Raw genomic sequence first — 23,514 nt, 5'->3', positions numbered from 1 at the left:
CCGCGAGAGCGATGCGATGTCCCTGACGCCGGCCGAAGACGAAGTCCCCGAGCAGGCGGCGGTCTGGCCGGTCTTCGGCGACCTCATGGCCTGTCTCTTCGGCCTCTTCGTGCTCTTTTTCGTCTGGGCGATCTCGTTTCAGGTCGATCTGGCCCGCGATCTCGCCGCCGAGCGCGCCACCCGCGCGACGGAGCGCGCGCGTCTGGAAACGCTCGAGCGCGCGCTGGCCGGACCGCTCGCCGAGGGAAGGATCACCCTGACGGAGGGGCGCATCGGGATCCGCGGCAGCATCCTGTTCGAGCTCAACTCGGCCGAGCTTCAGCCTGCGGGCATCGCGCTGCTCCGCGCGCTGGCCGACCCGCTCAAGGCGTACCTCGAGCATCATGACGAGCTCATCATGGTGAGCGGCTTCACGGACGATCGCCCGCTCACGAGCTCGTCCCGCGGTTATGCGGACAACTGGGAGCTGTCGGCGCAGCGAGCGCTCACGGTGACGCGGGCGCTCGCCGCGGCGGGTGTCCCCGACACGTCGCTGTTCGCGGCCGGCTTCGGAGAGCGGCACCCGGTGGCGCCCAACGACACGAGCGAGAACCGGGCGAAGAACCGCCGGGTGGAGATCTCGCCGATCCCGCGGCGAGGCGCGCCCTGATGACATCCACGTCGGATTTTTCTCCGACAATGCCCCCCCACCCCCAACCCGGGTTGGCCGCGTCGCCTCAACCTGGGTCGCCCCCGTCGCCCCAACCCGGGTTGGCCGCGTCGCCTCAACCTGGGTCGCCCCCGTCGCCCCAACCCGGGTTGGCCGCGTCGCCCCAACCTGGGTCGCCCCCGTCGCCCCAACCCGGGTTGGCCGCGTCGCCCCAACCCGGGTCGCCCCCGTCGCCCCAACCCGGGTCGCCCCCGGCCGACGCGCGCCTCGCCGCCCTGCGGGCGGCCGGCGCCCACCGCTTCGACCCCGCGGGCTACCGCCTCGTCGAGGCGCTCCTCGAGCGCGCTCGCGCCCTCGACGGCGGCGCCCGCGCGCGCCTCGCTGCCCGCGCCTCCGCGCGGCTCGCGGCGCTCGACGCCGCCTTCCACCGCGCCCGCGCCGACGCCGAGGCCCACCTCCGCGCCCTCGCCGACGCCGGCCTCCCTCACGACGGCGCCCTGGCCGCGGCGCTCGCGCTCGGCGATTTCCCCGCCGTCGTGAGGGCCGCGCGCCGCCGCCTGCGCGCGCTCGCCGCCGAGCGCAAGACGACCGCCGTCCCCTCGCTCGCGCGCCTCCGCGGCGAGGTGGCCGCGCGCGACGTGCGCCTCCCCGGGCCGCTCGCGCGCGATCTCGCGGAGCTCCCGTGCGACGGCGACGTCGTCGAGCGCCGGGTGAAGCGGCAAGCCCAGGCCCTCAGCAGCGCGCTGTCCACCGCGCTGTTCCACGAGTCGCTGGTGAGCGCCCGCGCCACGCTCGCCGTCGCGCGCGCGGCCGACAACGTGCCGGAGGACGCCGGCCCCTACAACGCCCAGGTGCTCGCCTCCCGGGCGCTCTGCGCCGCGGAGCGGCTCTCGGCGCACTACCTGCGCGCGCTCGTGGCCGGCCTCCAGGACCTCGGCGCCCTGGCCGCCGCGCTCGAGCCGCAGCCCGGGAAGCCAGCCAGGAAAAAAGCCGCCCCTCGGAACACGAGCGACGCCGCCCCTCGCCGGCGGCCGGCGCGGTCCGCCCGAAAAAAAGAATCCCTTTTTCGCGGATCGCGTTAGGTAAGTAGTCCCCATGCTCCGCTCGCCAGGCCGATCGCTCGCTTCCCTCGCGCTGTTCCTGCTCGTCAGCGCCTGCTCGTCCTCGCCCGACAAGGTGCAGAGCGGGCCGCTCACGCCGCCGCTCAAGCAGTGCGGCACCGAGGTGGTCAAGCGCGGCGACGGCTACAACGGCGCGGCGCGCGAGTGCATCTGGCAGGCGTACAGGAACCACGACCCGTCCGAGTTCACGACCACGCGGTACACCATCGAAGGCGATCCCGTCACCTACCGCCTCGAGGTCACGCTCACGGGCGTCGTGGTCGTCGTGGACAGCAAGGATCGCTACGCGCTCCGGGGCGTCTTCCGCCACGAGTGCCGCAACCTCGAGCGCATCATGCAGGAGGGCACCGACGACGGGCGGTTCGGCTTCGCGCTGAGCGCGTGCTCCGGCGGCGGCGCCGAGCGGTTCGCGGTCCCGTGACGAGGCCGCCGCGGACGGCCGCGGGCGGGCGCGCCCCGAGGCCTGATCTGGTGGACGCGACCGATCCTTGGCGCGTAGGCTCGCTAGGAGCAGTCGGAGCGGGCGGCAAGATGAGCAGACGAAGCACCCCGTGTCGCGCGATCGGTCCGAGGAAGGCGCCGGAAGGGTGTGGATGACGCGATGACGGAAGACGCGCGCCCGTCGTCCGGCAGTCCGGCAGAGCGTGCCTGCGAGCACGCTGGAGGGAAGCGCCGTGCAGCGTCACCTCGTTTTTGAAGCCGCCGGGATCAGCCATCCTGGCATGGTCCGAGACACGAACGAGGACAGCTTCGCGATCCTCGAGCCCCGGGGGCTGTTCCTCCTGGCCGACGGCATGGGAGGGCGCGCCGCCGGGGAGGTCGCCTCGCGCATGGCGATCGATACGGTGCGTGATTTCTTCGACGACCCGGACTCCACCTGGCCTATCGCCGTCGGCGTGGGGCCGCCCACGACGCGGGGCTCGGAGGCGCGCTACGTCGATCAGGGGCTCCCCCTGCTCGTCGCGGGCATCCAGCTCGCGAACGGCCGCATCTTCTCCGCCGCGCGGCGCGACCGGGAGAAGCGCGGCATGGGCACCACGATCGCGGCCGTGCTCGCGCGCGACGGCTTCATCGCCGTCGCGCACGTGGGCGATAGCCGCGTCTACCGCCTCCGCGAGCATCGCCTCGAGCAGCTCACGCGCGATCACTCGCTGGTCAACGAGTGCATCCGGCTCGGCCACCTCCTCCCCGAGCAGGCCAGCTCGTTCCCGCTCCAGCACGTGATCACGCGCGCCCTCGGCACCGACGAGGCGGTCGACGTCGAGACGCGGATCGAGGCCATCGAGGGAGGGGATGTCCTCCTGCTCTGCTCAGATGGCCTGTCCGGCGTGGTGCCGGCGCAAGATATCGCAAGTATCCTGGCGACCCCCACCGATCTGGCCGGCATCGCGTCCCGGCTCGTCAAGCGCGCCAACGAGAACGGTGGCCCCGATAACGTCACCTGCGTTGTCGTGCGCTGGCGCGCTTCGCCCGGCGGCCCGACCCGGCGCTGATCCGCGCGCCCGCCCTGCCGCTCCGGCGGTGTGCGGGCGAGAGCATTGCGCTCAGCCCGCCAGTTTTTCCATGGAACATCGCGTGCCTGGAGGTGCCAGAGAGCGCGCCACCGTGTTAATGGCGGTGGGGAATCCCAATGGGCGCGCGAACGAACGGATCAACACCCCCGCAATCCATCGAATCCCCGTCCCGGAGCGCGGCGCTGAGCAAGCCGGGGAAGGCGTCGGGCGCGCGGCGCGCCGGCCCGGCGGCGGCGGAGCTCGATCCTGCGGAGCACCACCGGCCGGCGCTCAAGCTCCTCGACGCGGCGCGCGAGCCGGATTTCATCGAGGTGCTCGGATCGCGGGAGCACAACCTCCGCATCGATCGGCTGGAGGTGCCGAAGCGGAAGCTCGTGGTGTTCACGGGGGTGAGCGGCTCGGGCAAGTCCAGCCTGGCGTTCGACACGCTCTACGCCGAGGGGCAGCGGCGTTACGTCGAGACGCTGAGCTCTTACGCGCGCCAGTTCCTGGGTCAGCTCGAGCGCCCGCAGGTCGAGCACCTGCGCGGCCTGTCGCCGACCATTGCCATCGAGCAGAAGAGCGCGTCGAGCAACCCGCGCTCCACGGTGGGCACGATCACGGAGGTCTACGATTACCTGCGCGTGCTCTATGCGCGCGCCGGCGAGCAGCATTGCCACCTCTGCGGCAAGCCGGTGAAGGCGCAGAGCTCGGAGCAGATCGTCGACGAGCTCCTCGGGATGCCGGAGGGGACGAAGTTCGTGCTGCTCGCGCCGCTCGTGACGCACCGGAAGGGGGAGTTCAAGGACCTGTTCGAGGAGCTCCGGGGCCGCGGCTTCGTGCGGGTCGAGATCGACGGGGCGCAGCACCGGCTCGACGAGCTGCCGAAGCTCGACAAGAAGCTCAAGCACACCATCGCGCTCGTGGTGGATCGGCTGGTCGTGCGGGCGGACGAGCGCCAGCGCATCACGGAGGGGGTCGAGGTCGCGCTCCAGGAGGGGCGCGGCGAGCTCCGGGTCGAGCTCCAGGCCGACGAGGGGGCGTCCGGGCGGCGGCGTCGCCCCGACGCCCCGCTGCTGTTCAGCGCCGCGCGCTCCTGCTGCGGCCAGAGCTTCCCCGAGCTCTCGCCGCAGAGCTTCTCCTTCAACAGCCCGCTCGGCATGTGCGGCGCCTGCAACGGCCTCGGCACCCGCCTCGAGATCGATCCGGCCCTCGTGATCCCGGATCCTGCGCTGTCGATCCGGGAGGGCGCCATCGCCCCCTGGGCGTCGGCCATGGCGCGCGGGGAGGGCTGGACGTTCCGCATCATCGACGCCGTGGCCAAGGCGTGCTCCGTCGACCTCGACGTGCCCTGGCGCAAGCTCGGGGCGAAGAAGCAGGAGATGGTGCTCCATGGCCTCTCCGGCAAGCGCATCGCGGTGACGTGGGGGAAGGAGGGGACCGAGACGCACGGCACCTGGGGCATGAAGTTCGAAGGCGTGATCCCCAGCCTGATGCGCCGGTTCCAGCAGTCGTCGTCCGAGTCGGCGCGGGACGCTTACCGCAAGTTCATGAGCGAGCGCCCGTGCGACGCCTGCGGCTCCCGGCGGATGCGCCCCGAGTCGCTCGCGGTGCGCGTCGCGGCCAAGGGGATCGCCGACGTCACCGCGATGACGGTGCGGGACGCCTACGAGCATTTCGCCCGGCTCGAGCTGCCGGGCAACCGGCAGAAGATCACGGAGGGGGTGCGGCGCGAGATCACGAGCCGGCTCAGCTTTCTCCTGAACGTGGGGCTCGACTACCTGACGCTCGACCGCTCGGGGCCGACGCTGAGCGGCGGCGAGGCGCAGCGCATCCGGCTGGCGAGCCAGCTCGGCAGCGAGCTCTCCGGGGTGATGTACGTGCTCGACGAGCCGAGCATCGGCCTGCACCAGCGGGACAACCAGCGCCTCATCGAGACGCTGCGGCGCCTCAGGGATCTGGGCAACACGGTGCTCGTGGTGGAGCACGACGAGGAGACGATCCGGGCCGCCGACTATGTCGTGGATTTCGGCCCCGGGGCCGGCCACCTAGGCGGCCGCGTGATGGCCGCGGGGACGCCCGAGGAGATCGCGCGTGACCCCGAGAGCGTGACCGGCGCGTACCTGGCGGGGCGCGCGCGCATCGAGGTGCCCGAGGCGCGGCGCGCGCCGCGCGGGTGGCTGGAGATCCTGGGCGCGGCCGAGCACAACCTGAGGGGCATCGACGTCCGCTTCCCGCTCGGGGTGCTGCTCGCGGTGACCGGGGTGAGCGGCGCCGGCAAGAGCTCGCTGGTGAACGGCATTCTCCTGCCGGCGCTGGGCCGGGCGCTTCACCACAGCACCGAGCCGGTCGGCGCGCACCGCGCGATCCAGGGGCTCGAGGCGCTCGACAAGGTCATCGCGATCGACCAGAAGCCGATCGGCCGCACGCCGCGCTCGAACCCGGGGACGTACACGAAGGCGTTCGACCAGATCCGCGAGATCTTCGCCGAGCTGCCGGAGTCGCGCGCGCGCGGCTACGGCCCGGGGCGGTTCAGCTTCAACGTGAAGGGCGGGCGCTGCGAGGCGTGCAGCGGCGACGGCATGGTGAAGGTGGAGATGCACTTCCTCGCCGACGTCTATGTCCCGTGCGAGGTGTGCGCCGGCAAGCGGTACAGCGCGCAGACGCTCGCGGTGCGGTTCAAGGGCAAGAGCATCGCGGATATCCTCGACACCAGCATCGAGGATTGCCTGCGTCTCTTCGAGCACCACGTCGCGCTGCGCCGCGTCCTCGAGACGCTGGTCGAGGTCGGCCTCGGGTACATGAAGATCGGCCAGAGCGCGCCGACGATGAGCGGCGGCGAGGCGCAGCGCGTGAAGCTGAGCCGGGAGCTCGGCAAGAGCCAGACGGGGCGAACGCTCTACGTCCTCGACGAGCCCACGACGGGCCTGCATTTCGAGGACATCCGCAAGCTGCTCGGCGTGCTCCACCGGCTGGTCGAAGCGGGGAACACGGTGGTGGTCATCGAGCACAGCCTCGACGTCATCAAGTGCGCGGACTGGGTGATCGATCTGGGCCCCGAGGGCGGCGCCGGCGGCGGCCGGGTCATCGCCGAGGGGACGCCGGAGCACGTCGCGAAGGTGAAGGGCTCGTACACAGGACAGTTCCTTCGCCCCCTTCTCCCCCCGAGGCGTTAACCAGGCCTCGCGCCGCGTTCTCCTACATTCGAACGCGGTCGTTCACGGTCCAACGTTGACGACCACGACCACGTTCACGTGGGTGAACGTCTGCGACGGCTCATCCCGACGCGCCTGAGACAGACGCATTTGTGATCTGTGCCGCTCGCTGGCCATCCATTTCAGAGAAGCGCGATATTCATTGGTGTCGCCCATAACTGATTTATTCGATCGGCTTGCGCCGCGCTGCAAAAGCGCGTAGCCGGGATCGATGGACACCAACGTGTCCAGGGGTGCGCGAGCACCCGACCAGCACCTTCAGCAAACAACATCATGAGTTCTCGTGCCAGCGGGGCTGTCGTACAGGCCCCTGCGCTCGAGATCCGTTGACGGGAGGGCCCATGCAGATCTCGAAGCATGCTCTATTTCTCGGCGTAGGACTTTGGGTGGGCGCCGCCTCGGCGGCGGCGTGCTCGGCCAGCGGCTCGTCGGCGGGCGCCCCTCGGCCTGGGACCACCTCCAGCGGCGGCGGCTCGGGCGGCGACGCCGTCGGGTCGATGAGCTCCGGCGGTTTCGGCGACGACATCGGCGACGACATCGGCGCCGGCACCGGGGGCGGCGACGTCGGCCCCGAGCTGGTCGGCGACCCGAGGACGTGCGCGGAGGCCGCCGCGAGCAAGTCCTATATCGGCTGTGACTTCTGGCCCACGGTCACCGCGAACATCGTCTGGTCGATCTTCGACTACGCGGTCGTCGTCGCGAACGCCGGCGACGAGATCGCCGAGGTCGAGGTGACGCGCGCCGGCGCCGCGGTGGCGCGCGCCGAGGTCAAGCCCAACAGCCTGAGCAAGATCTACCTCCCCTGGGTGCGTGAGCTGAAGGGGCCCGACGCCACCCGTTGCACCGGGGGAGACTCGATCACGAGCTCCGTCCGCGTCGACGGAGGCGCTTACCACCTCGTCTCGACCAGGCCGGTCACGGTCTATCAATTCAACGCGCTCGAGTACAAGGGCGAGGGCGGCCCGTCCGGAAAGGACTGGTCCTCCTGCCCTGGCAACGAGGCGTGCGCGGCCAACGACGGGGAGCCCTTCGGCTGCTTCTCCTTCACCAACGACGCGTCGCTGCTCCTGCCGAGCACCGCGATGACAGGCAACTACCGCGTCACGGGCCAGCGCGGCTGGGCGGAGGCGGACTTCGGCGGCTACATCGTCATCAGCGGGATCCAGGACGGCACCAGCGTCACCGTGAACGTCGCCCAGGGAGGCACGGTGGTCGCGGGCGACGGCATCCCCCGGACGACCGGCGGCGGCAGCTTCACCGTCCAGCTCGACGCGGGGGATGTCGTCGAGGTCCTCGGGCACCCGAGGAGCGACCTCAGCGGCAGCCTCGTCACCGCGACCCGCCCTGTCCAGGTGCTGACGGGCATCCCGTGCGTGCAGGCGCCGATCGGCCGCCAGGCCTGCGACCACCTCGAGGAGTCCGTGTTCCCCGCCGAGACGCTGGGCAAGCGGTACTTCGTGACGGTCCCGACGTCGCCGGGCGGCCGCGTCATCGGCCACATCGTGCGCCTCTATGGCAACGTCGACGGCACGGCGCTGACGTACCCGTCCGGCAGGCCGGACGGCGCGCCGACCACCATCGACGCTGGCCAGGTCGTCGACCTCGACGTGGTGAGGCGGGATTTCGAGGTCGTGGGAGACCACGAGTTCGCGGTCAGCACGTTCATGCTGGGCGCCGAGATCGTCGACGCGGACACCGAGTCTCGCCAGAAGGGCGATCCGTCGCAGAGCCACCCCACCGCGGTCGAGCAATACCGCTCCAAGTACGTCTTCCTCGCGCCGAGCGACTACGATGAGAGCTACGTCGACATCATCCAGCCGCTCGACGCCACGATCACGCTCGACGACGGCCCCGTCGACGTCGCCCCGACCCCGATCGGCAACGGCTCCGGCTTCGGTGTCGCGCGTGTCCGGCTCGGCCCCGGCAACGGCGGCGCGCACGTGCTGACCGCCTCGGCGCCCGTCGGCATCCAGGTGCTCGGCTACGGCGCTTACACGAGCTACCAGTACCCCGGCGGGCTCAACCTCGTCGTCATCGCGCCCCCGCCGCCCCCGCCCCGCTGACCCCGCGCTTGGTTGTCTTTCCCGGTCTCCTGAACTAGCACCCTCGCATGACGGACGAGCCGCGCACCTCGGCGCGTCGCGCCCGCCGCGCCGCGCTCTTCGTCGTCCTGGCCAGCCTCGCCTTCGCCGCGAGCGGCCCGCTCGCCCGCTATGCGCGCCCGGTCCACCCGCTCGCCATCGCCTTCGGCCGGGTCGCCCTCGCCGCGATCGCGCTCTCCCTGCTCGACCTGCGCGCGATCGCCCGCTCGGCTGCTCGCCTCTCGCCGCGCCAGGGCGCCGCCGTCCTCTGCGCCGGCCTCCTGCTCGCCGTCCACTTCGCGCTCTTCCTCTGGGGGCTCGACCGCACGTCCCTCGCCGCGGCCCTCTCGCTCGTCTCGCTCGAGCCGCTCGCCGTCGTGCTCTGCGCGTGGGCGTTCTTCGGCGTCCGCCCCACGCGCTCCGAGCAGGCGGGCGTGCTCCTCGCCACCGTCGGCGCGCTCGTCGTCGCGCGCTCGGCCGGCGCCGGCGATCACCGGCTCTCGGGCGACCTCCTGGTCGTCGGCGCCACCCTCCTCTACGGCCTCTACGTGTCCTTCGCCCGCGCGCTCCGGGACGCGCTGCCGGCGCGGAGCTACGCCACCCTCGTCTACGGCAGCGCCGCCGTGTTCCTCGCCGTGGCGCTCCCGTTCGCGCCCGGCGCGCTCGAGGGCGTCGCCCCGCCGCCGGCCCACGCCGCCGTCGCCATCGTCGCGCTCGCGCTCGTCCCCACCGTCGTCGGCCACACCGCGGTCCAGATCGCGGCGCGCCGCATGTCCCCGTCCATCGTCGCGCTCGTGTCCCCCGGCGAGACGCTCGGCGGGATCGCCATCGGCGCCCTGTGGCTCCACGCCACCCCGACCGCCCTCGAGATCGCGGGCGCCGCGATCATCCTCGCCGGCGCCACCGTCGCGATCCTCGGGTCGAGCTCGTCGGCGGCGACGAGCGCAGGCTGACGCGCGCCTCCTCCGGCGCGCCGCGGCCCGCGGCTGGCGCCCGGTGTCCGGCGCGGCGTGAACGCCTGACTGCGTGTGTCCGGGCAGCGGTCGCGCCGAGCGCTCACCGGCGCTGCTGCGACGGAGTTTGCCCGCGCGCGCCGCTCCGGTCGGACTCCGCGCCTCGAACACAGCGATTTCGCGGGAGAGCCGCCCGCGGGCGCTTGACGGTCGATGATTCGAAAGAACGCTTCGCCCATGTACGGTGGGCTGTTTCGAAACATCCTGTTTCCGCTCTACGAGACCCGTTTGAGGGGCAGGGAGACCCTGAAAGACCTGGAGCGGATAGAGCGCTCCCAGTGGCGATCGGAGAATGAGATTCGCGATCTCAGCTTCCGGCGGATGCTCGCCGCCCTCCAGTTCGCCGAGCAGCACGTCCCGTTCTACCGGGCGCGCTTCGCCGAGCACGGCGTGCGCGCCGCCTCGGTGAAGGCGCCGGAGGACCTCCTGCGGTTCCCCGTCCTCACGAGGGCCGACCTCCGCGCCCACGGGCAGGACCTCCTCGCCGAGGGCTTCGCCGGCCGGCTCTATGCGAGCGGCACGGGCGGGTCGACGGGGGAGCCGGTGCAGTTCCGCTTCGACCACCGCACCTACGAGCGCCGCATCGCGGCCGCCATGCGGTCCGACGGGTGGGCGGGCGCCCGGCTCGGCGACCGGGAGCTCCACCTGTGGAGCACCGTGCTGGTCAGCGAGACGCTCGCGAAGAAGGCCAAGCGCTGCCTTCACGAGGCCATCCTCCGCAAGAAGATGATCTCCGCCTTCGACCTGTCCGAGCGGCGCCTCGCCGCGTTGCTCGACGAGATCGCGCGGTACCGGCCGCAGCTCCTCGTCGGGTACGCGAGCGCGCTGTACCACGCGGCGCGCTACGCCCTCGCGGATGGCCGCGCGCTCCCCGCGCCGCGCGGCATCGTCACCAGCGCCGAGCGGCTGTTCGCGCACCAGCGCGAGGCCATCGAGCGCGCGTTCGGCGCGCCGGTGTTCGATCGGTACGGCTGCCGGGAGCTCATGCTGATCGCCGCCGAGTGCGAGCGGCACGCCGGCAAGCACATCAACATGGAGAACGTGTTCGTCGAGCTGCTCCGCGACGGGCGCCACGCCCTCCCCGGCGAGCCCGGCGAGGTCGTCGTGACCGACCTCGTCTGCCGCTCGATGCCGCTCATCCGCTACAAGAACCAGGACGTCGCGATCGCCGCCGGCGCGCCGTGCGCGTGCGGCCGCGGGCTGCCGATGCTCGCCTCGGTCGAGGGCCGCGTCCTCGACCTGCTCGTCGGCCCCGACGGCGAGCTGCTCGCCGGCGAGTTCTTCCCGCACCTCATCAAGGACCAGCCGACGATCGCCCGCTACCAGGTCTACCAGGACCGGCGGCGCGCGCTCACGGTCAAGCTCGTGCCGGGCAAGGGCTTCGAGCCCGAGACCGCGAGGCTCATCGAGCGCGTCGTCCGGCAGCACCTCGGCGAGCGCGCGGAGGTCTGCGTCCAGATCGTCGACGACATCCCCCTCACGAGCGGCGGCAAGCACCGGGTCACCCTCTCCGAGGTCCCCATCGAGCTGGGCCGGGGGCGCGCGGCGTGAGCGTCGCCGGGGTCGGGCGCGGGCCTGCCGCGCCGCTGCCGCGCGGCGCCCCCGGCGGCGCGGGGCCGCCGGGGGGCTCGCGCGGCGCCGGCGCCGGCCGCGCGCCGCGCTCACGGTTACAGCGCGTTTTCTACAGATCTGCTGGAGCGCCCGGTGGCTGGCGCGCCGCGTCCTGCTCACCCGCCACGCGGCTCGGCGCGCGGCGTCCCCGAAGCGCTGGCGGAGCCGCGCGGTCCGGGGTATTGGGCAGAGCAGTACGATGTCCGACGTGCAGAGACCGCTCCCGCCGAAAAAGGACGTCGCGCTGGCCCTCCTCGAGCGAGAGCCGAGCGTGTTCATCCACCTCGATCCGCGCCGGCCCGGTGTCTCCGTCCCCAAGTGGTTCACGGGACAGCCGCAGCTGATCCTCCAGGTCGGCATGAACATGGCGATCGCCATCCCCGACCTCAAGGTGGACGACGACGGGATCAGCTGCACCCTGTCGTTCAACCGCGCGCCGTTCTGGTGCCGCTTGCCGTGGCACGCGATCTGGGCGCTCGTGAGCGAGGACCAGCGCGGCATGGTGTGGCCCGAGGACATCCCGGCCGATCTCGCCGCGCAGAAGCAGCAGCGCCCCGCCGTCGCCCCGCCGCAGAAGCCCGCCAAGAGGCCGCGCCCCCGGCTCGCCGCCGTCGCGCCCCCCAGCGGCGACGACGAGCGGAGCGACGAGGCGGCGGACGAGGCGCGGGCGCGCGACAGGGCGCGCCCCCAGCTCGAGTCCGTGGAGGCCGGCGAGCGCCTCGGCGCGGGCGAGGCCCCGGCGCGGGACGCCGGCGCGCCCGTGAGGCAGCTCGCGCCGGTGCCGGCGCCGGCCCTCGCGCCGGTGCGGTCCACCGAGGAGCGCGAAGACGACGAATCGGGTGGCTCCGGTGAGCCCGAGCCCAGGCCTCGCCAAGGGGCGGGCAAGCCGAAGCGGGAACTGCCCCCCTATTTGCGGGTCATCAAGTAACGCCACTGACGCTACTGCTTGACGGTGCGGCTCGGCCATTCCAACTCTGGCCGGCCATGCCTCGACCGTTGCAGCGCGTCCTCACTGCGCTCCTGCTCCTCGGCGTCGTCGTCGCCCTCGAGTTCGGCTTTGAGACCGTCTTGCCGGACGCTGCCTGGCGGCAGCTCGCCCTGTTCGCGATGGTCAACGTCATCGCGGCGCTGTCGCTCAACGTCATCAACGGCATGGCCGGCCAGTTCTCGATCGGCCACGCCGGCTTCGTCGGCATCGGCGCGTACACCGGGGCGGTCGTCGCCGGCAACCTGCACCAGCACCTCGGCGGCGGCGAGCCGCTCTTCGGCAACTCGTTCGTCGTGATGCCCGCGGCGCTGCTCGCGTCCGGGCTCGTCGCGGCCCTCTTCGGCCTCGTGGTCGGCCTGCCGAGCCTCCGGCTCCGCGGCGACTACCTCGCCATCGTGACCCTGGGGTTCGCCGAGATCTTCCGCCTGACGATCGCGACGGCGACGACCGGCGGCCCCGACCAGGGGGCGATCGGCAAGCTCCTCGGGGCGCTCGGCGGCCCGATCGGCTACGCCGGCCCCGACGACACCGGCGTGCCGCAGTACGCCGGCCCGTTCTGGATCTTCGGCGCCGTCGTGCTCGCGACGATCCTCGCCTGGCGGCTGAAGTTCTCCGGCTGGGGCCGCGCGCTGCGCGCCCTCCGCGAGGACGAGATCGCCTCCGCCGCGGTGGGCGTCGATCCGACGCGCTACAAGGTCACGTCGTTCGTCATCTCCGCCGCCGGCGGCGGCATCGCCGGCGCCCTGCTCTCGTCGATGCGCGACGGCAACCCCACCGTCCAGCCGGACCAGTTCACGTTCAACTACTCGTTCGACGCCATCACGATGGTGATCCTCGGCGGCTCGGGCAGCGTCTCCGGGGCGATCCTCGGCGGCGTGTTCGTGACCTTCACGGTGAAGCTCATCGAGCAGCTGCAGGGCCTCGACAGCGTCCTCGCGCTGAAGGCGGCCTACCCCGCGCTCGATCTGAACGCCCTCAGGATGGTGCTCTACGCGGGCATCCTCATCGGCCTGATGGTCCTCCGCCCCGAGGGGCTGTTCGGCGAGCGCGAGCTCTTCGGCCGGCGCTGGTCGCGCAGGAAGCGCTCCCCGGTGGGCCCGGCCGAGCCCGTCCCCGCCACGACCGGCGTGGAGGCGGGCGCCGGGTACGAGGGCGCGCTGCCCAGCCCGGGCGCGCCGCCCGATGAGCCGCCGCCCGGCATCACCGTCGGCCGCGAGGGCAAGCCGGCCGGGAGGGAGCTCGAGTGAACCTCGATCTGAAGCACGTGACCAAGCGGTTCGGCGGCCTGCGGGCGGTCGGCGACGTCTCCTTCTCCGTGCCCGAGCGCTCGATCTTCGGGCTCATCGGCCCGAACGGCGCGGGCAAGACGACGGTGTTCAACCTGATCACCGGCGTCTACAAGCACGACGAGGGCGCGATCCGCTTCGGCGGGACCGACCTCGCGCCGCTCCGGCCGAGCCAGATCGCGCGCCTCGGCATCGCCCGCACGTTCCAGAACATCCGCCTCTTCGGCCAGCTCACGGTGCTCGAGAACGTGCTCGTCGCCTGCGAGAACCTGCGGAGATCCACGCTCGCCGCCGCCCTCTTGCGCTCGCCGTTCTTCTACAAGGACGAGCAGGAGATGACCGAGCGCGCGCTCTCGCTGCTCTCGGTGTTCAAGCTGGAGGACATGGCCGACGAGATCTCGACGTCGCTCTCGTACGGCAACCAGCGCCGCCTCGAGATCGCCCGGGCGATGATGCTCAAGCCGAGGCTGCTCCTGCTCGACGAGCCGGCGGCGGGCATGAACTACGGCGAGGCCGAGGGGCTCAAGCAGCAGATCCGCTGGCTGCGCGACACCTTCGACATCACGGTCGTGCTGGTCGAGCACAACATGCAGGTCGTGATGGGGGTGTGCGAGGAGATCCACGTCCTCGATCACGGCGAGACCATCTCGCACGGCACCCCGGAGGTCGTGCGCAGGGACCCGAAGGTCCTCGCCGCGTACCTCGGCGAGGAGATCGACGACGAGGCGGCCGTCGCGGCGGCGGAGGAGCCCGCATGAAGACATCACACCCGACGCGGCAGCCCCCCTCGGTGGCCCCCGGCGGCCCCCTGCTCGTCGTCGACGACCTCGCGGTCAGCTACGGCGGCATCAAGGCGCTCAAGGGCGTCAGCCTCGAGGTGCGGCGCGGCGAGATCGTGGCGATGATCGGCGCGAACGGCGCCGGCAAGACGACCACGCTGAAGACGATCGTCCGCCTCCTCCCGATCGCCTCCGGCCGCATCCGCTACGACGGCAAGGACCTCGCGTCCGTCTCGACGGAGGAGCTCGTCGCGGCCGGCGTCTCGCTCGTCCCGGAGGGGCGCGCGATCTTCTCGAACCTCAGCGTCCGCGAGAACCTCGAGCTCGGCGCGTGGTGCCACAAGCACGGCCCCACCATGGCGGAGACCGTCGACGACGTGGTGAAGCTCTTCCCCCGGCTGGGCGAGCGCATGCACCAGCACGGCGGCACGCTCTCCGGCGGCGAGCAGCAGATGCTCGCGATCGGCCGCGCCATGATGGCGCGCCCCGCCATGCTGCTCCTCGACGAGCCCTCGCTCGGCATCGCGCCGCGGCTCGTCGCGGACATCTTCGAGTCGATCGCCAAGATCGCGGCGTCAGGAACAACCGTACTCCTCGTAGAGCAGAATACCCGACTGGCGCTCAAGTACTCGACGCGCGCCTACGTGCTCCGTACTGGGCAGATCGCCATGAGCGGCGAGTCGAAGGACCTCGCGGCGAACGAAGAGATCCGCGCGGCCTACCTCGGCGGCTGATCCCGCCGTTCCCGCGCAGGTGCTCATCGGCGCGCCGCGATTCCCCGAGCGGTTCGCTGACGGGCCATCGCGGATCACGGCGGATCGCAGCGGATCACCGCGGATCACAAAAGAAACAGGCAGAGAGCGCTGGTGTTTCAAGCGCGTATCAACGCATCGCGTGATGCGCTGAGGCGCGATTGATATCGCTCTTTGCCGAATATGGAGTATGGTCACTGTGAGCCAGGCCAATGAGACCTGGTTTTCACAGCGGCGGCCAGAGCCGGCTGCTGACGGGGGATACCCATGGAGATTGAGAGCACGACCCGCGTCCTGGTGATCGACGACGACGCCAGCAACTCCCAGCCGCTCGTCCACTTCCTCTCATCCCGGGACTACACGGTGGAGACGTGCTGCGGGCTCGGCCATGCGCGTGACGTGCTTGCCCGCTGGCGTCCTCATGTGATGGTGCTCGTGCCCCGGGAGGAGGCGGAGCTCCACAGCGAGATGGAGGAGCTCCGCCGCATGTCGCCGCGCGTGCCCGTCGTGGTGCTCACGCCCGCGGGCGGCCCCGAGCTCATCCTGGACATGGAGGCGTTCGCGCCCACGGTGCCCGCGTGCCCGTCGCGCGGCCTCGCGTACATCGAGTCTGCGGTGGCCGACGCCTCGGCGATGGGCTGACCGCGGCCGGCCTCGGAGCGGGGCCCGCGCTCACCGCGGGCCGGGTTCCACCCGGGGCAGGCGCCTACCGCGTCGGCTCGCCTCACGCGGACGGCTCGAGCCCGTCCGGCAACCCGTCGAAGAACTCCTCCACCACGGACGCGAGCCAGGCGCGCACCGGTCCGGTCGCGCACATGTTCCTCACGACGGGCCAGAGCGCGTCCGCGAGCGCGCCGACGTCGAGCGCGGGCGCGATCCCGAGCCGCCCCAGCGCCTCGCCGAGCGGCTCGCCCGCGTGCGCCGCCACGAACGCCGCGATCGCCTCGCTGGTCCGCGCCCGGACGGGCCGATCCCGGAGCAGCTGCGCGGCGATGTCGGCGCCGAGCTCCTCGGCGATCGCCGAGCTCTTCGCGTCGAGCTGACCGACGAGCGCGCAGATCTCCTGCTCCAGCACCCACGTGGCGACCTGCTTGCGCAGGCCGACGAACTCGGGCGTGTCGCCCTTGGCGACGAGGATGTCGTGCACCTGGCGCATCGCCGTGCGCGAGAAGCCCTGCAAGAACCGGCGAATCTCCGGCTCGAGCCGCCGCTCGAACTCGCCCCGCATCGCGCCCATCGTCTTGCCGACCCCGCCGAGGCCGAACGGGGCGACCCGCTTGAGGAGCGCGGGCAGGCCCCACTCGGCGAAGAACGGGTTCACCTTCTCGGAGAACTCCATCAGCGTGTCGTAGAGGACGTCGCGCATCACCGCGTCGAGCGCCGCGCTCTCCAGCACCTCGCGCATGAGCCGCTCCGGCACGATCTTCGGCTGCTCGAGGATGCGGTCGAGCTTGTCGCGGGCGCCCTCCGGCAGGAGCTCCTTCGCGCGCCGCCGCTCGGCGCGCGCCGCCTCGACGAGCGCCGCGAGCGCCGCGGCGGCCGCGGGCCGGACCGCCCGCCGGAGCGGCTCCTCCGCCGCCAGCGCCTCGAGCGCGCGCCCGATCGCCCCCGCGTCCACGAGCTCGCCGAGCGGCGTCGCGAGCAGCGCAGCGAAGCCGGCAGGCAGCCGCTCCCGGAAGTCGCGCGCGGCCGCCTCCGAGACGAGCCGCGCCTCGAGGAACGCGATCTGACGAGCCTTCAGTTCATTAAGTAGCGCGCGATCCATCGGGAACCGATAGCCCCGAGCCCCCGCTGGTGCCAGGCGCAGATGACCCCGGGCCTCTGCCGACGCGGCGCGCGGCACGCGGCCCCTGGCCTCCGCTCGGCCCCCGAAATCGCGCAGTACTGTGAATCTGCCCAGCGGGTGAGCCCCCTACTCTTTGAACGTGGTTTCGGAGGAGCCTTACCAAAAACACCTTACTTGGAGCTCCAGTGTCCGGGGACTCCCTGAGTCGGCGCGCCGCTCGCGCACGTGCGTTCGTGCGGCGGACCTGCGGGCAGCGCCGCGCGCTCGGGCGAAGCGGGATTGTCGGTGATTGTCATTTCTCGCGGGGAGCGACTCGGGCCGAAGTCAACTTTGCAGACCTCGCGACAGAGAGTTGCAACGAATTACAAGTGCCTGACAACTTCGGATCCGGCGGATGGTACGCGTTCGTTGTCTGCCGGCGCCTGCAGGGGTGGAGAAGGGCGCTCTCGCCCGTCCCCACGGCTGCACGGCAACCCGCCGGCGGTAGGTGCTCGCGATGCTCTCCCTGCTGCTCTGTGTCCTCTACTTCGGCGTGTTGCTCGGCCTCAGCGCCTACGGCCTGCACCGGCTGCACCTCGTGGTCCTCTGTCGCGTGAACCGCGCCAAGATCACCCGCGCGCAGGAGGTCGCGGCCCTGACCGATCGCGACCTCCCGCCGGTGACGATCCAGCTCCCGCTCTTCAACGAGTCGACGGTCGCGGCGCGGCTGCTCGATGCCGTCGCGAGGATGGACTACCCGCGCGACAAGCTGGAGATCCAGGTGCTCGACGACTCGACGGACGAGACGCAGGGCCTCGTCCGCGCGCACGTCGAGCGGCTGCGCGCGCAGGGCCTCGACGCGGTGTACCTGCACCGCGTGGACCGCGTCGGCTACAAGGCGGGGGCGCTCGACGCGGGGCTCAAGATCGCGAAGGGCGAGCTGATCGCCATCTTCGACGCCGACTTCATCCCGCAGCCGGACTTCGTGCGGTCCATCGTCGGCCACTTCGAGGACCCGACGGTCGGCATGGTGCAGACGCGGTGGGGCCACCTGAACCGCGACGTCTCGATCCTCACGCAGGTGCAGGCGCTCATGCTCGACGGCCACCACCTCGTCGAGAACCGCGCGCGCTTCGGCGCGGGCCTCCTGTTCAACTTCTCCGGCACCGGGGGGATGTGGCGCAAGGACGCCATCCGCGAGGCGGGCGGCTGGCAGCACGACACGCTGACCGAGGACCTCGACCTGTCGTACAGGGCGCAGCTCGCGGGCTACCGCTTCATCTACCGCGAGGATGTCGTCTCGCCGGCGGAGCTCCCCGAGGACATCTCGGCGCTGCGCGCGCAGCAGTACCGCTGGGCCAAGGGCACGGTGCAGACGGCGCGCAAGCTGATGGCGACCGTGCTGAGCGCCAAGCTCTCGCTCGGGCAGCGGATCGAGGCGTTCTTCCACCTCACGCCGCACTTCGCCTACCCGCTGCTGGTGATGCTGAGCGTCCTCTTGCTGCCGGCGCTCGTCCTGTTCCCCGCGGCCGACACGCTGACGATGATCGCCATCGATCTGCCGCTCTGCACGGCGACGACGGGGTCGCTCGCGGCGTTCTACATGCTGGCCGAGACGGCGCAGGGCCGCTCGCGCTGGGGCGCGGTCAGGCGCCTGCCGATGCTCATCGCGCTCGGGACGGGGCTCGCGCCGTACCTGTCGAAGGCCGTGATCGAGGGGCTCCGCAGCATGTCCGGCGAGTTCGTCCGGACGCCGAAGCAGGGCGACAACAAGGGCCGGTACAAGGTCCGCACGGACCTGCCGATCACCGAGGCGATGCTCGCGGTGCTGTCGTGCGGCGCGGTGGTCGCGTCCGTGGAGACGGGGCACTACTTCGCCACGCCGTTCGCGGTGCTCTTCGCCGTCGGCTACCTCTACGTGGCGTTCCTGGTCGTCCAGGAGCAGATCGCGCGCCGCCGCGATGTGGCCTCGAGCGCGCCGGTCGTCGGCTGGAGCGACGCGCGGCCGAGCGAGGCGGCCGTCGTCGGCGCCTGGTCCCGGCAGTCGACGAAGGAACGCCACCTCGGCGATCTTGCCGTCTGAGCGGATCGTCGCCGCCGAGCCCATCCTGCGCCCGCGTTCGCGCCGGTGAGCCCGCCGGGTTCCTGGCCGCCGGCTCGAGGGGGCGAGGTGTGGGGCGCTGCTCGTGGGACGCAGGTTCGCTCCGAGCGCTGCGCTGCTCGGGGGGGCTCCACGAAGCGTGCCTGGTGCACGTCGGGCGAAGCCTGCGTAACCCCCTAGACCTCACCGACGCACGCTGGCATTCTGCCCTCCAGGCCGGTCGGGGGACCGCACGCGGCTTCCTGAACGGTCTTCAGGGGTTGCGGCGCGTCCCCCCTTCTGCAAGGGCGATGGGGGTGTCATGACGAAAGCCGAAATCGTTCAGGCGGTCTACTCCCGCCTTGGGGGGTTCTCGAAGAAGGAGTCTGCCGACCTGGTGGACCTCGTGTTCGAAACCATGAAGGAAACCCTGGGGCGCGGGGAGAAGATCAAGATCTCTGGATTCGGCAACTTCGTGCTGCGCGACAAGCGCCAGCGGCAGGGCCGCAACCCCCAGACCGGCGACCCCATCCTGATCACGGAGCGCCGGGTCCTGAACTTCAAGGCGAGCCAGATCTTGAAGCAGGCCCTCAACCCGCGTGAGACGGCCTCGGCGGCCGAGGAGTAGACCGCTTGGCGGTGCGCGCGCAGCTTCCGGCGAAGCTGTACTACCGGATCGGCGAGGTGGCCGGCATCGTGGGGGTCGAGCCGCACGTGCTCCGGTACTGGGAGACCGAGTTCCGCTCCATCCGCCCGCAGAAGTCGGCGAAGGGGCAGCGGGTCTACAGCCGGCGCGACGTCGAGACGCTCCTCAAGGTCAAGGAGCTGCTCTACTCGCACCGCTTCACGATCGCGGGCGCGCGGCGCAAGCTGCGCGAGGGCGGCATCGAGCCGCCGGCGCCGGACGCGGGCGCGAGCCACGAGGAGGTGCAGCGGATGCGCACGGCCCTCGTCGAGATCCGGACCGAGGTGATCGCGCTGATGGATGAGCTCGAGCGCGTCTGAGCTCCACGGCGTGGCGCCGGGCCTCGGGCTGCGCCTTGCGTTGCCGGCCGGGGCGAGCGACGCGCCGGAGGAGGCGCTTCCCGCGATCGACGTCTCCGCGATCGCGGGCGCGAAGGTGACGCTCCTGCGGGGCGTCGAGGCGGGCGGGCTCTCGCTGCGCGCGGTGTGCGTGACGGCCCCGTCGCGGCAGTGGGTGACCGGCCTGGAGGAGCTCGTGCTCGATCGGGCCTCGGGGCTCGTGCGGGGGGGCCTCGGGGTGGCGATCGAGCGGTGGGAAGCAGGGCCGATCCGCGCGCAGTCGCAGCGGTTCGAGCAGGCGTTCGAGGGAGCCGGGAGGGCAGGCGCGCGCGCGGTGGTGATCCGCGGGCAGCACGTGCTCGGCTTCGCCGGGAGCGAGCACGACGCGGCGCTCTGCAGCCTGGCCTGCGTGGAGCCCGCGCAGGGGACGGGCGCCCGGTGCGGCGCGCTGCTCGGCGCGACCGCGTTCGAGGGCGTGTTCGTGGCGCCACCTGAGCCGGGACTGCTCGTGCGGACGATCTTCCTCGCCGCGGAGCAGCCCCTCGCCATGACCGCGGCGCTCGGAGTGCTCGCGGCGGCGGGGGTGACCGTCCTGCTGGCGCGGCGGCCGCGGCCGCGGCCGCGGCCCTAGGAGGGGGAAGAGGGGCTCGTGGAGAGCTGCCCGGCCCTCGGAGAGGACCTTTCGCGTGGATGCGAGATGTTGAAGAGAGAGGCGTGCGCCAGGCTGATGACTCGACCGGGCAGGGGGAGCGATCAGAACGGGATGTCGTCGTCGTTGCCGCCGCCGCCGTAACCGCCGCCGCCGAAATCGTCGGGCGGAGGACCGGGATCCTGCGCAGCCGGCGCGGGGCGACCGCCGCCGCCGCCGCCGCCGCCGCGGTTGTAGCCGCCACCCGCCGGGCGTCCGCCGCCGCCGCCACCACCGTAACCGCCGCCGCCACCACCGCCGCTGTAGCCACCGCCGCCGCCGCTGTAGCCACCGCCGGGATCAGCGCCGAACGCGCCTGCGTCATCGCCGACAGCGCCGCGACCGCGTCCCCCGCCCGTCAGCAGGACGTTGTTCGCGATCACCTCGGTCTTGTAGCGCTTGTTGCCATCCCGGTCGTCGTAGCTCGACGTGCGGAGCGAGCCCTCGATGAAGATCGAGGAACCCTTGCTGAGGATCTTGCCCAAGGCCTCGGCGCGCTTGCCCCAGATCACGACATTGTGCCAGTCCGTCCGTTCTTTCCGGACCTTGTCGCGGTCCAGGTACGACTCGGTCGTCGCGAGCCGCAGGTTCAAGACGGCCTGACCCCCCTGGGTGAACCGGAGCTCTGGGTCGGCGCCCAGGTTGCCGAGCAGCATCACGCGATTCAAGCCTTCGGCCATCGTCACTCCTTCCCTAGGAGGGGCTCAGCGCACGCTGCGCTGAACGAACGTCGCCTGCTTCACTCCCCCATGGGGGCCGACGCGTCAAGGGTCGTGGCGCGCCGAAAAGCACGCGGCGCGCCCGCGCGGCGGGACCGGCGTGGGCCTCGGCACGGGCGGCGCGGCGTCGCTCGATCGCCGCCCGATCGCCGCCCGATCGCCGCCCGATCGCCGTCCAATTCCGCCCGGTTTCGCGCAATGCCGCGTGATTCCGCTCACCCGGCCGCTCCTGCTCCGGCTTGGGCGAGGAGGTCGGCCAGGAAGAGCCGGGCGATCGTGAAGTAGAGGAGGATCCCCAGGACGTCCACGAGGCTCGCGATGAATGGCGTGGAGCTGGTCGCCGGATCGAGGCCGAGGCGCCGGAGCAGGAGGGGGAGCATGGCGCCGACGGTGCAGCCCATGAGGACGATCGCCATCAGCGTCGCGCCGATCGTCAGGACGAAGCCGGTGCCGTCGCCCCAGAGCCAGACGCGGAACATGCCGATGGTGGAGAGGATAAGGCCGAGCACGACCGCCTGCCCGAGCTCGCGGGCGAGGACGCTCGCCCAGTCGCCGACGCGCACATCGCCGACGGCGAGGCCGCGGATGATGAGCGACGACGACTGCGAGCCGGAGTTGCCGCCCGTGGAGATGAGCAGGGGCACGTAGTAGGCGAGCGTCGCGACGGCCTCGAGCTCGTGCTCGAAACGCCGGAGCACCTCGCCGGTCATGAACTCGCCGACGAACAGCACGGCGAGCCACGGGGCTCGCTTCTGGATGAACGTCCAGAAGCTCGTCTTGAAGTAGCTCTCCTCGATGGGGCCGACCGCGCCGAGCCGCTGCATGTCCTCGGACTGCTCCTCCGTGAGGACGTCCATCACGTCGTCGACGGTGATGACGCCGAGCAGCTTGCGGTCCGCGGAGAGCACGGGCAGCGCGTTGAAATCGTACTTGGCCATGGTCCGCGCGACCTCTTCCTGGTCGGTCTCGGGGCTGACGGCGAAGACGTTCTCGGTCATCACGTCCGCGAGCTTCTCGGACGGCGAGGCGAGCAGCAGATCGCGCAGCGACACGACGCCGATGAGGTGCCCGCGATCGGAGACGATGTACACGTAGTAGATGGTCTCGGCGTCCTCGCCGACGGCGCGGATGCGCTCGATCACGTCGGCGACCGTGAGGTGGATGCCGACCGACACGTAGTCGGTGGTCATGAGACCGCCGGCGCTGTCCTCGGGCCACTTGGCGAGCTCCTCGACCTCGGCCGCCGCCTCGGGGTCGACCTTCTCCAGCGTGGAGAGCAGCGTGCCGCTGACCTGGTCCGGGAGGGCCTCGATGAGGTCCGTGCGGTCGTCGGCCGCCATCTCGGAGACGATCGGCGCGATGCTCTCGACGCCCATCTGCTCGACGAGCGCCTCCTGGGTCTCGCCGTCGAGGCGCTCGAAGATGGGCGCTGCCTCCTCGGCCCTGAGCGCCATCAGGACCTTCGCCGCTTCGGCGTCGTCCAGCAGGCCGATGAGGTCGGCGAGGTCCTCGTCGTGGATCTCGTCCAGCAGGTCGGAGAGCTGCGCCGGATCCTCGGCGAGCAGCTGCCGTACCTCCGGGACCATGGCGAGGGCGACGCGCAACATGCCCGGGCACTGACCACAACTCGGCCCGGCTGGGAAGCGGCAAACCCCACCGGCGCCGGGCCCGCGCCCCACCCTGCTCCCCGCATCGACCGAGGTTGGGTTGCGGCGCCGCGGCCGACCGAGGTTGGGCCTCCCACGACCGGCTCCCCGCATCGACCGAGGTTGGGTTGCGGCGCCGCGGCCGACCGAGTTTGGGCCTCCCACGACCGCCGGTCGCGCGCGATGGAGGCCGGGCTCCCGCGAACCGTGAAGGTGTGGTTTGCAATACAGTGAGAAGTGAACTTTCTCGATTGGCCGACCCAGGTTGAGGACCAGGTCGAAGGAGCCAGGTCGACCCAGGTTGAGGGACGGGTCGCCTACTGCGTTGGCTGTCGCGCAATCAGGTTGACGTCGCGGCGGCGCGCGGGGCATGGAGGGCACGGGTCTGCGGCGGCGGCATCTCGTTTGCTACGGCACGCCTTCGCGGGGTCGAGCGGGGCCGGCCGGGTCGAATTGACAGCCTTCCGGTCGGGTCCCTAGCATCGGGCTCCCGTCGAGCCGTGGATCGCCTGCGGAAGTCGGTCATGGGCCCGTGGACGGCGGGCCTTTTCGGTGGCTTGACCGCCGCGCAACTGGATCGGTGGTCGAAAGGAAAGTCGAATATG

21 protein-coding genes are annotated in these 23,514 nt (G+C 71.7%); 17 read left to right on the top strand and 4 right to left on the bottom strand.

The window, feature by feature from the left end; genetic code table 11:
* Positions 1–16: 16 nt before the first annotated feature.
* The 5 genes from ACSRUE_RS05465 to uvrA all read left to right on the top strand — a co-directional run bounded on the left by ACSRUE_RS05465 (position 17) and on the right by uvrA (position 6,439).
* On the top strand, positions 17–649 hold the full coding sequence (locus ACSRUE_RS05465; RefSeq protein WP_437762973.1) for an OmpA family protein: 633 nt from the start codon (positions 17–19) through the stop codon (positions 647–649).
* A gap of 197 nt (positions 650–846) precedes the next feature.
* Positions 847–1,731: a DUF2894 domain-containing protein gene (locus tag ACSRUE_RS05460; protein WP_441290089.1), complete on the top strand. Its 885-nt coding sequence runs from the start codon at positions 847–849 to the stop codon at positions 1,729–1,731.
* A 13-nt stretch (positions 1,732–1,744) separates the two neighbouring features.
* On the top strand, positions 1,745–2,191 hold the full coding sequence (locus tag ACSRUE_RS05455; protein WP_437762971.1) for a hypothetical protein: 447 nt from the start codon (positions 1,745–1,747) through the stop codon (positions 2,189–2,191).
* A gap of 301 nt (positions 2,192–2,492) precedes the next feature.
* A complete protein-coding gene (locus ACSRUE_RS05450; RefSeq protein ID WP_441290088.1) occupies positions 2,493–3,263 on the top strand; it encodes a PP2C family protein-serine/threonine phosphatase in 771 nt (256 codons plus the stop codon).
* 137 nt (positions 3,264–3,400) lie between these two features.
* Positions 3,401–6,439: an excinuclease ABC subunit UvrA gene (gene uvrA, locus ACSRUE_RS05445; protein ID WP_441290087.1), complete on the top strand. Its 3,039-nt coding sequence runs from the start codon at positions 3,401–3,403 to the stop codon at positions 6,437–6,439.
* Between the two features lie 42 nt (positions 6,440–6,481).
* On the opposite strand, the gene ACSRUE_RS05440 is transcribed toward uvrA, so the two are convergent.
* Positions 6,482–6,697, bottom strand: a complete 216-nt coding sequence (locus ACSRUE_RS05440; RefSeq protein ID WP_437762968.1) for a hypothetical protein — start codon at positions 6,695–6,697, stop codon at positions 6,482–6,484.
* Between the two features lie 122 nt (positions 6,698–6,819).
* On the opposite strand from ACSRUE_RS05440, the gene ACSRUE_RS05435 reads away from it, so the two are divergent.
* The 8 genes from ACSRUE_RS05435 (at position 6,820) to ACSRUE_RS05400 (ending at position 15,630) form a co-directional block, all read left to right on the top strand.
* A complete protein-coding gene (locus ACSRUE_RS05435) occupies positions 6,820–8,541 on the top strand; it encodes an IgGFc-binding protein (RefSeq protein ID WP_441290086.1) in 1,722 nt (573 codons plus the stop codon).
* Between the two features lie 47 nt (positions 8,542–8,588).
* On the top strand, positions 8,589–9,512 hold the full coding sequence (locus ACSRUE_RS05430) for a DMT family transporter (protein ID WP_441290085.1): 924 nt from the start codon (positions 8,589–8,591) through the stop codon (positions 9,510–9,512).
* Positions 9,513–9,893: 381 nt separating this feature from the next.
* Positions 9,894–11,123 carry a phenylacetate--CoA ligase family protein gene (locus tag ACSRUE_RS05425; RefSeq protein WP_441290084.1) on the top strand — a complete coding sequence of 410 codons (1,230 nt, stop codon included), beginning with the start codon at positions 9,894–9,896 and terminating at the stop codon, positions 11,121–11,123.
* 259 nt (positions 11,124–11,382) lie between these two features.
* Complete coding sequence (locus tag ACSRUE_RS05420) at positions 11,383–12,111, top strand: ClpXP protease specificity-enhancing factor SspB (protein WP_437762964.1); 729 nt, start codon at positions 11,383–11,385, stop codon at positions 12,109–12,111.
* A 56-nt stretch (positions 12,112–12,167) separates the two neighbouring features.
* A complete protein-coding gene (locus tag ACSRUE_RS05415; RefSeq protein WP_441290083.1) occupies positions 12,168–13,418 on the top strand; it encodes a branched-chain amino acid ABC transporter permease in 1,251 nt (416 codons plus the stop codon).
* Complete coding sequence (locus ACSRUE_RS05410) at positions 13,415–14,215, top strand: ABC transporter ATP-binding protein (RefSeq protein WP_441290082.1); 801 nt, start codon at positions 13,415–13,417, stop codon at positions 14,213–14,215. The genes ACSRUE_RS05415 and ACSRUE_RS05410 overlap by 4 nt, the downstream gene beginning before the upstream one ends.
* Complete coding sequence (locus ACSRUE_RS05405; RefSeq protein ID WP_437762961.1) at positions 14,212–14,970, top strand: ABC transporter ATP-binding protein; 759 nt, start codon at positions 14,212–14,214, stop codon at positions 14,968–14,970. Before ACSRUE_RS05410 ends, ACSRUE_RS05405 begins: the two co-directional genes overlap by 4 nt.
* A 285-nt stretch (positions 14,971–15,255) precedes the next feature.
* Positions 15,256–15,630, top strand: coding sequence for a response regulator (locus ACSRUE_RS05400; protein ID WP_437762960.1), 375 nt, complete (start codon positions 15,256–15,258; stop codon positions 15,628–15,630).
* Positions 15,631–15,712: 82 nt separating this feature from the next.
* On the opposite strand, the gene ACSRUE_RS05395 is transcribed toward ACSRUE_RS05400, so the two are convergent.
* Positions 15,713–16,753, bottom strand: coding sequence for a hypothetical protein (locus ACSRUE_RS05395; RefSeq protein WP_441290081.1), 1,041 nt, complete (start codon positions 16,751–16,753; stop codon positions 15,713–15,715).
* Positions 16,754–17,270: 517 nt separating this feature from the next.
* On the opposite strand from ACSRUE_RS05395, the gene ACSRUE_RS05390 reads away from it, so the two are divergent.
* From ACSRUE_RS05390 to ACSRUE_RS05375, 4 genes are all read left to right on the top strand, one after another.
* The gene (locus ACSRUE_RS05390) at positions 17,271–18,836 is read left to right on the top strand and encodes a glycosyltransferase family 2 protein (RefSeq protein WP_441290080.1); all 1,566 of its coding nucleotides are present in this window, start codon (positions 17,271–17,273) and stop codon (positions 18,834–18,836) included.
* 319 nt (positions 18,837–19,155) lie between these two features.
* On the top strand, positions 19,156–19,461 hold the full coding sequence (locus ACSRUE_RS05385) for an integration host factor subunit alpha (RefSeq protein WP_012241218.1): 306 nt from the start codon (positions 19,156–19,158) through the stop codon (positions 19,459–19,461).
* An 11-nt stretch (positions 19,462–19,472) separates the two neighbouring features.
* Complete coding sequence (locus ACSRUE_RS05380) at positions 19,473–19,838, top strand: MerR family transcriptional regulator (protein ID WP_437983059.1); 366 nt, start codon at positions 19,473–19,475, stop codon at positions 19,836–19,838.
* Positions 19,819–20,487: a hypothetical protein gene (locus ACSRUE_RS05375; protein ID WP_441290079.1), complete on the top strand. Its 669-nt coding sequence runs from the start codon at positions 19,819–19,821 to the stop codon at positions 20,485–20,487. Before ACSRUE_RS05380 ends, ACSRUE_RS05375 begins: the two co-directional genes overlap by 20 nt.
* 122 nt (positions 20,488–20,609) lie before the next feature.
* Here the strand turns inward: ACSRUE_RS05375 and ACSRUE_RS05370 are convergent, their stop codons facing one another.
* Together ACSRUE_RS05370 and mgtE are read right to left on the bottom strand one after the other, a co-directional pair.
* On the bottom strand, positions 20,610–21,224 hold the full coding sequence (locus ACSRUE_RS05370; RefSeq protein ID WP_441290078.1) for a single-stranded DNA-binding protein: 615 nt from the start codon (positions 21,222–21,224) through the stop codon (positions 20,610–20,612).
* 254 nt (positions 21,225–21,478) lie between these two features.
* Complete coding sequence (gene mgtE / locus ACSRUE_RS05365) at positions 21,479–22,870, bottom strand: magnesium transporter (protein WP_441290077.1); 1,392 nt, start codon at positions 22,868–22,870, stop codon at positions 21,479–21,481.
* Positions 22,871–23,514 lie beyond the last annotated feature (644 nt).

The organism is Sorangium sp. KYC3313, from assembly GCF_052075895.1.
In the GTDB taxonomy this organism is placed as follows: domain Bacteria; phylum Myxococcota_A; class Polyangia; order Polyangiales; family Polyangiaceae; genus Sorangium; species Sorangium cellulosum_B.
This window is presented reverse-complemented; position numbering and strand designations above follow the sequence as displayed.

Excerpts from the sequence above, each read along its gene's own strand:
- ACSRUE_RS05375 (WP_441290079.1), top strand. The coding sequence starts at position 19,819 with ATGAGCTCGAGCGCGTCTGAGCTCCACGGCGTGGCGCCGGGCCTCGGG.
- ACSRUE_RS05455 (WP_437762971.1), top strand. The coding sequence starts at position 1,745 with ATGCTCCGCTCGCCAGGCCGATCGCTCGCTTCCCTCGCGCTGTTCCTG.
- ACSRUE_RS05430 (WP_441290085.1), top strand. The coding sequence starts at position 8,589 with ATGACGGACGAGCCGCGCACCTCGGCGCGTCGCGCCCGCCGCGCCGCG.
- ACSRUE_RS05415 (WP_441290083.1), top strand. The coding sequence starts at position 12,168 with ATGCCTCGACCGTTGCAGCGCGTCCTCACTGCGCTCCTGCTCCTCGGC.
- ACSRUE_RS05435 (WP_441290086.1), top strand. The coding sequence starts at position 6,820 with ATGCAGATCTCGAAGCATGCTCTATTTCTCGGCGTAGGACTTTGGGTG.
- ACSRUE_RS05465 (WP_437762973.1), top strand. The coding sequence starts at position 17 with ATGTCCCTGACGCCGGCCGAAGACGAAGTCCCCGAGCAGGCGGCGGTC.
- ACSRUE_RS05385 (WP_012241218.1), top strand. The coding sequence starts at position 19,156 with ATGACGAAAGCCGAAATCGTTCAGGCGGTCTACTCCCGCCTTGGGGGG.
- ACSRUE_RS05425 (WP_441290084.1), top strand. The coding sequence starts at position 9,894 with ATGCTCGCCGCCCTCCAGTTCGCCGAGCAGCACGTCCCGTTCTACCGG.
- ACSRUE_RS05405 (WP_437762961.1), top strand. The coding sequence starts at position 14,212 with ATGAAGACATCACACCCGACGCGGCAGCCCCCCTCGGTGGCCCCCGGC.
- ACSRUE_RS05390 (WP_441290080.1), top strand. The coding sequence starts at position 17,271 with ATGCTCTCCCTGCTGCTCTGTGTCCTCTACTTCGGCGTGTTGCTCGGC.
- ACSRUE_RS05420 (WP_437762964.1), top strand. The coding sequence starts at position 11,383 with ATGTCCGACGTGCAGAGACCGCTCCCGCCGAAAAAGGACGTCGCGCTG.
- ACSRUE_RS05400 (WP_437762960.1), top strand. The coding sequence starts at position 15,256 with ATGGAGATTGAGAGCACGACCCGCGTCCTGGTGATCGACGACGACGCC.
- mgtE (WP_441290077.1), bottom strand. The coding sequence starts at position 22,870 with ATGTTGCGCGTCGCCCTCGCCATGGTCCCGGAGGTACGGCAGCTGCTC.
- uvrA (WP_441290087.1), top strand. The coding sequence starts at position 3,401 with ATGGGCGCGCGAACGAACGGATCAACACCCCCGCAATCCATCGAATCC.
- ACSRUE_RS05395 (WP_441290081.1), bottom strand. The coding sequence starts at position 16,753 with ATGGATCGCGCGCTACTTAATGAACTGAAGGCTCGTCAGATCGCGTTC.
- ACSRUE_RS05370 (WP_441290078.1), bottom strand. The coding sequence starts at position 21,224 with ATGGCCGAAGGCTTGAATCGCGTGATGCTGCTCGGCAACCTGGGCGCC.
- ACSRUE_RS05450 (WP_441290088.1), top strand. The coding sequence starts at position 2,493 with ATGGTCCGAGACACGAACGAGGACAGCTTCGCGATCCTCGAGCCCCGG.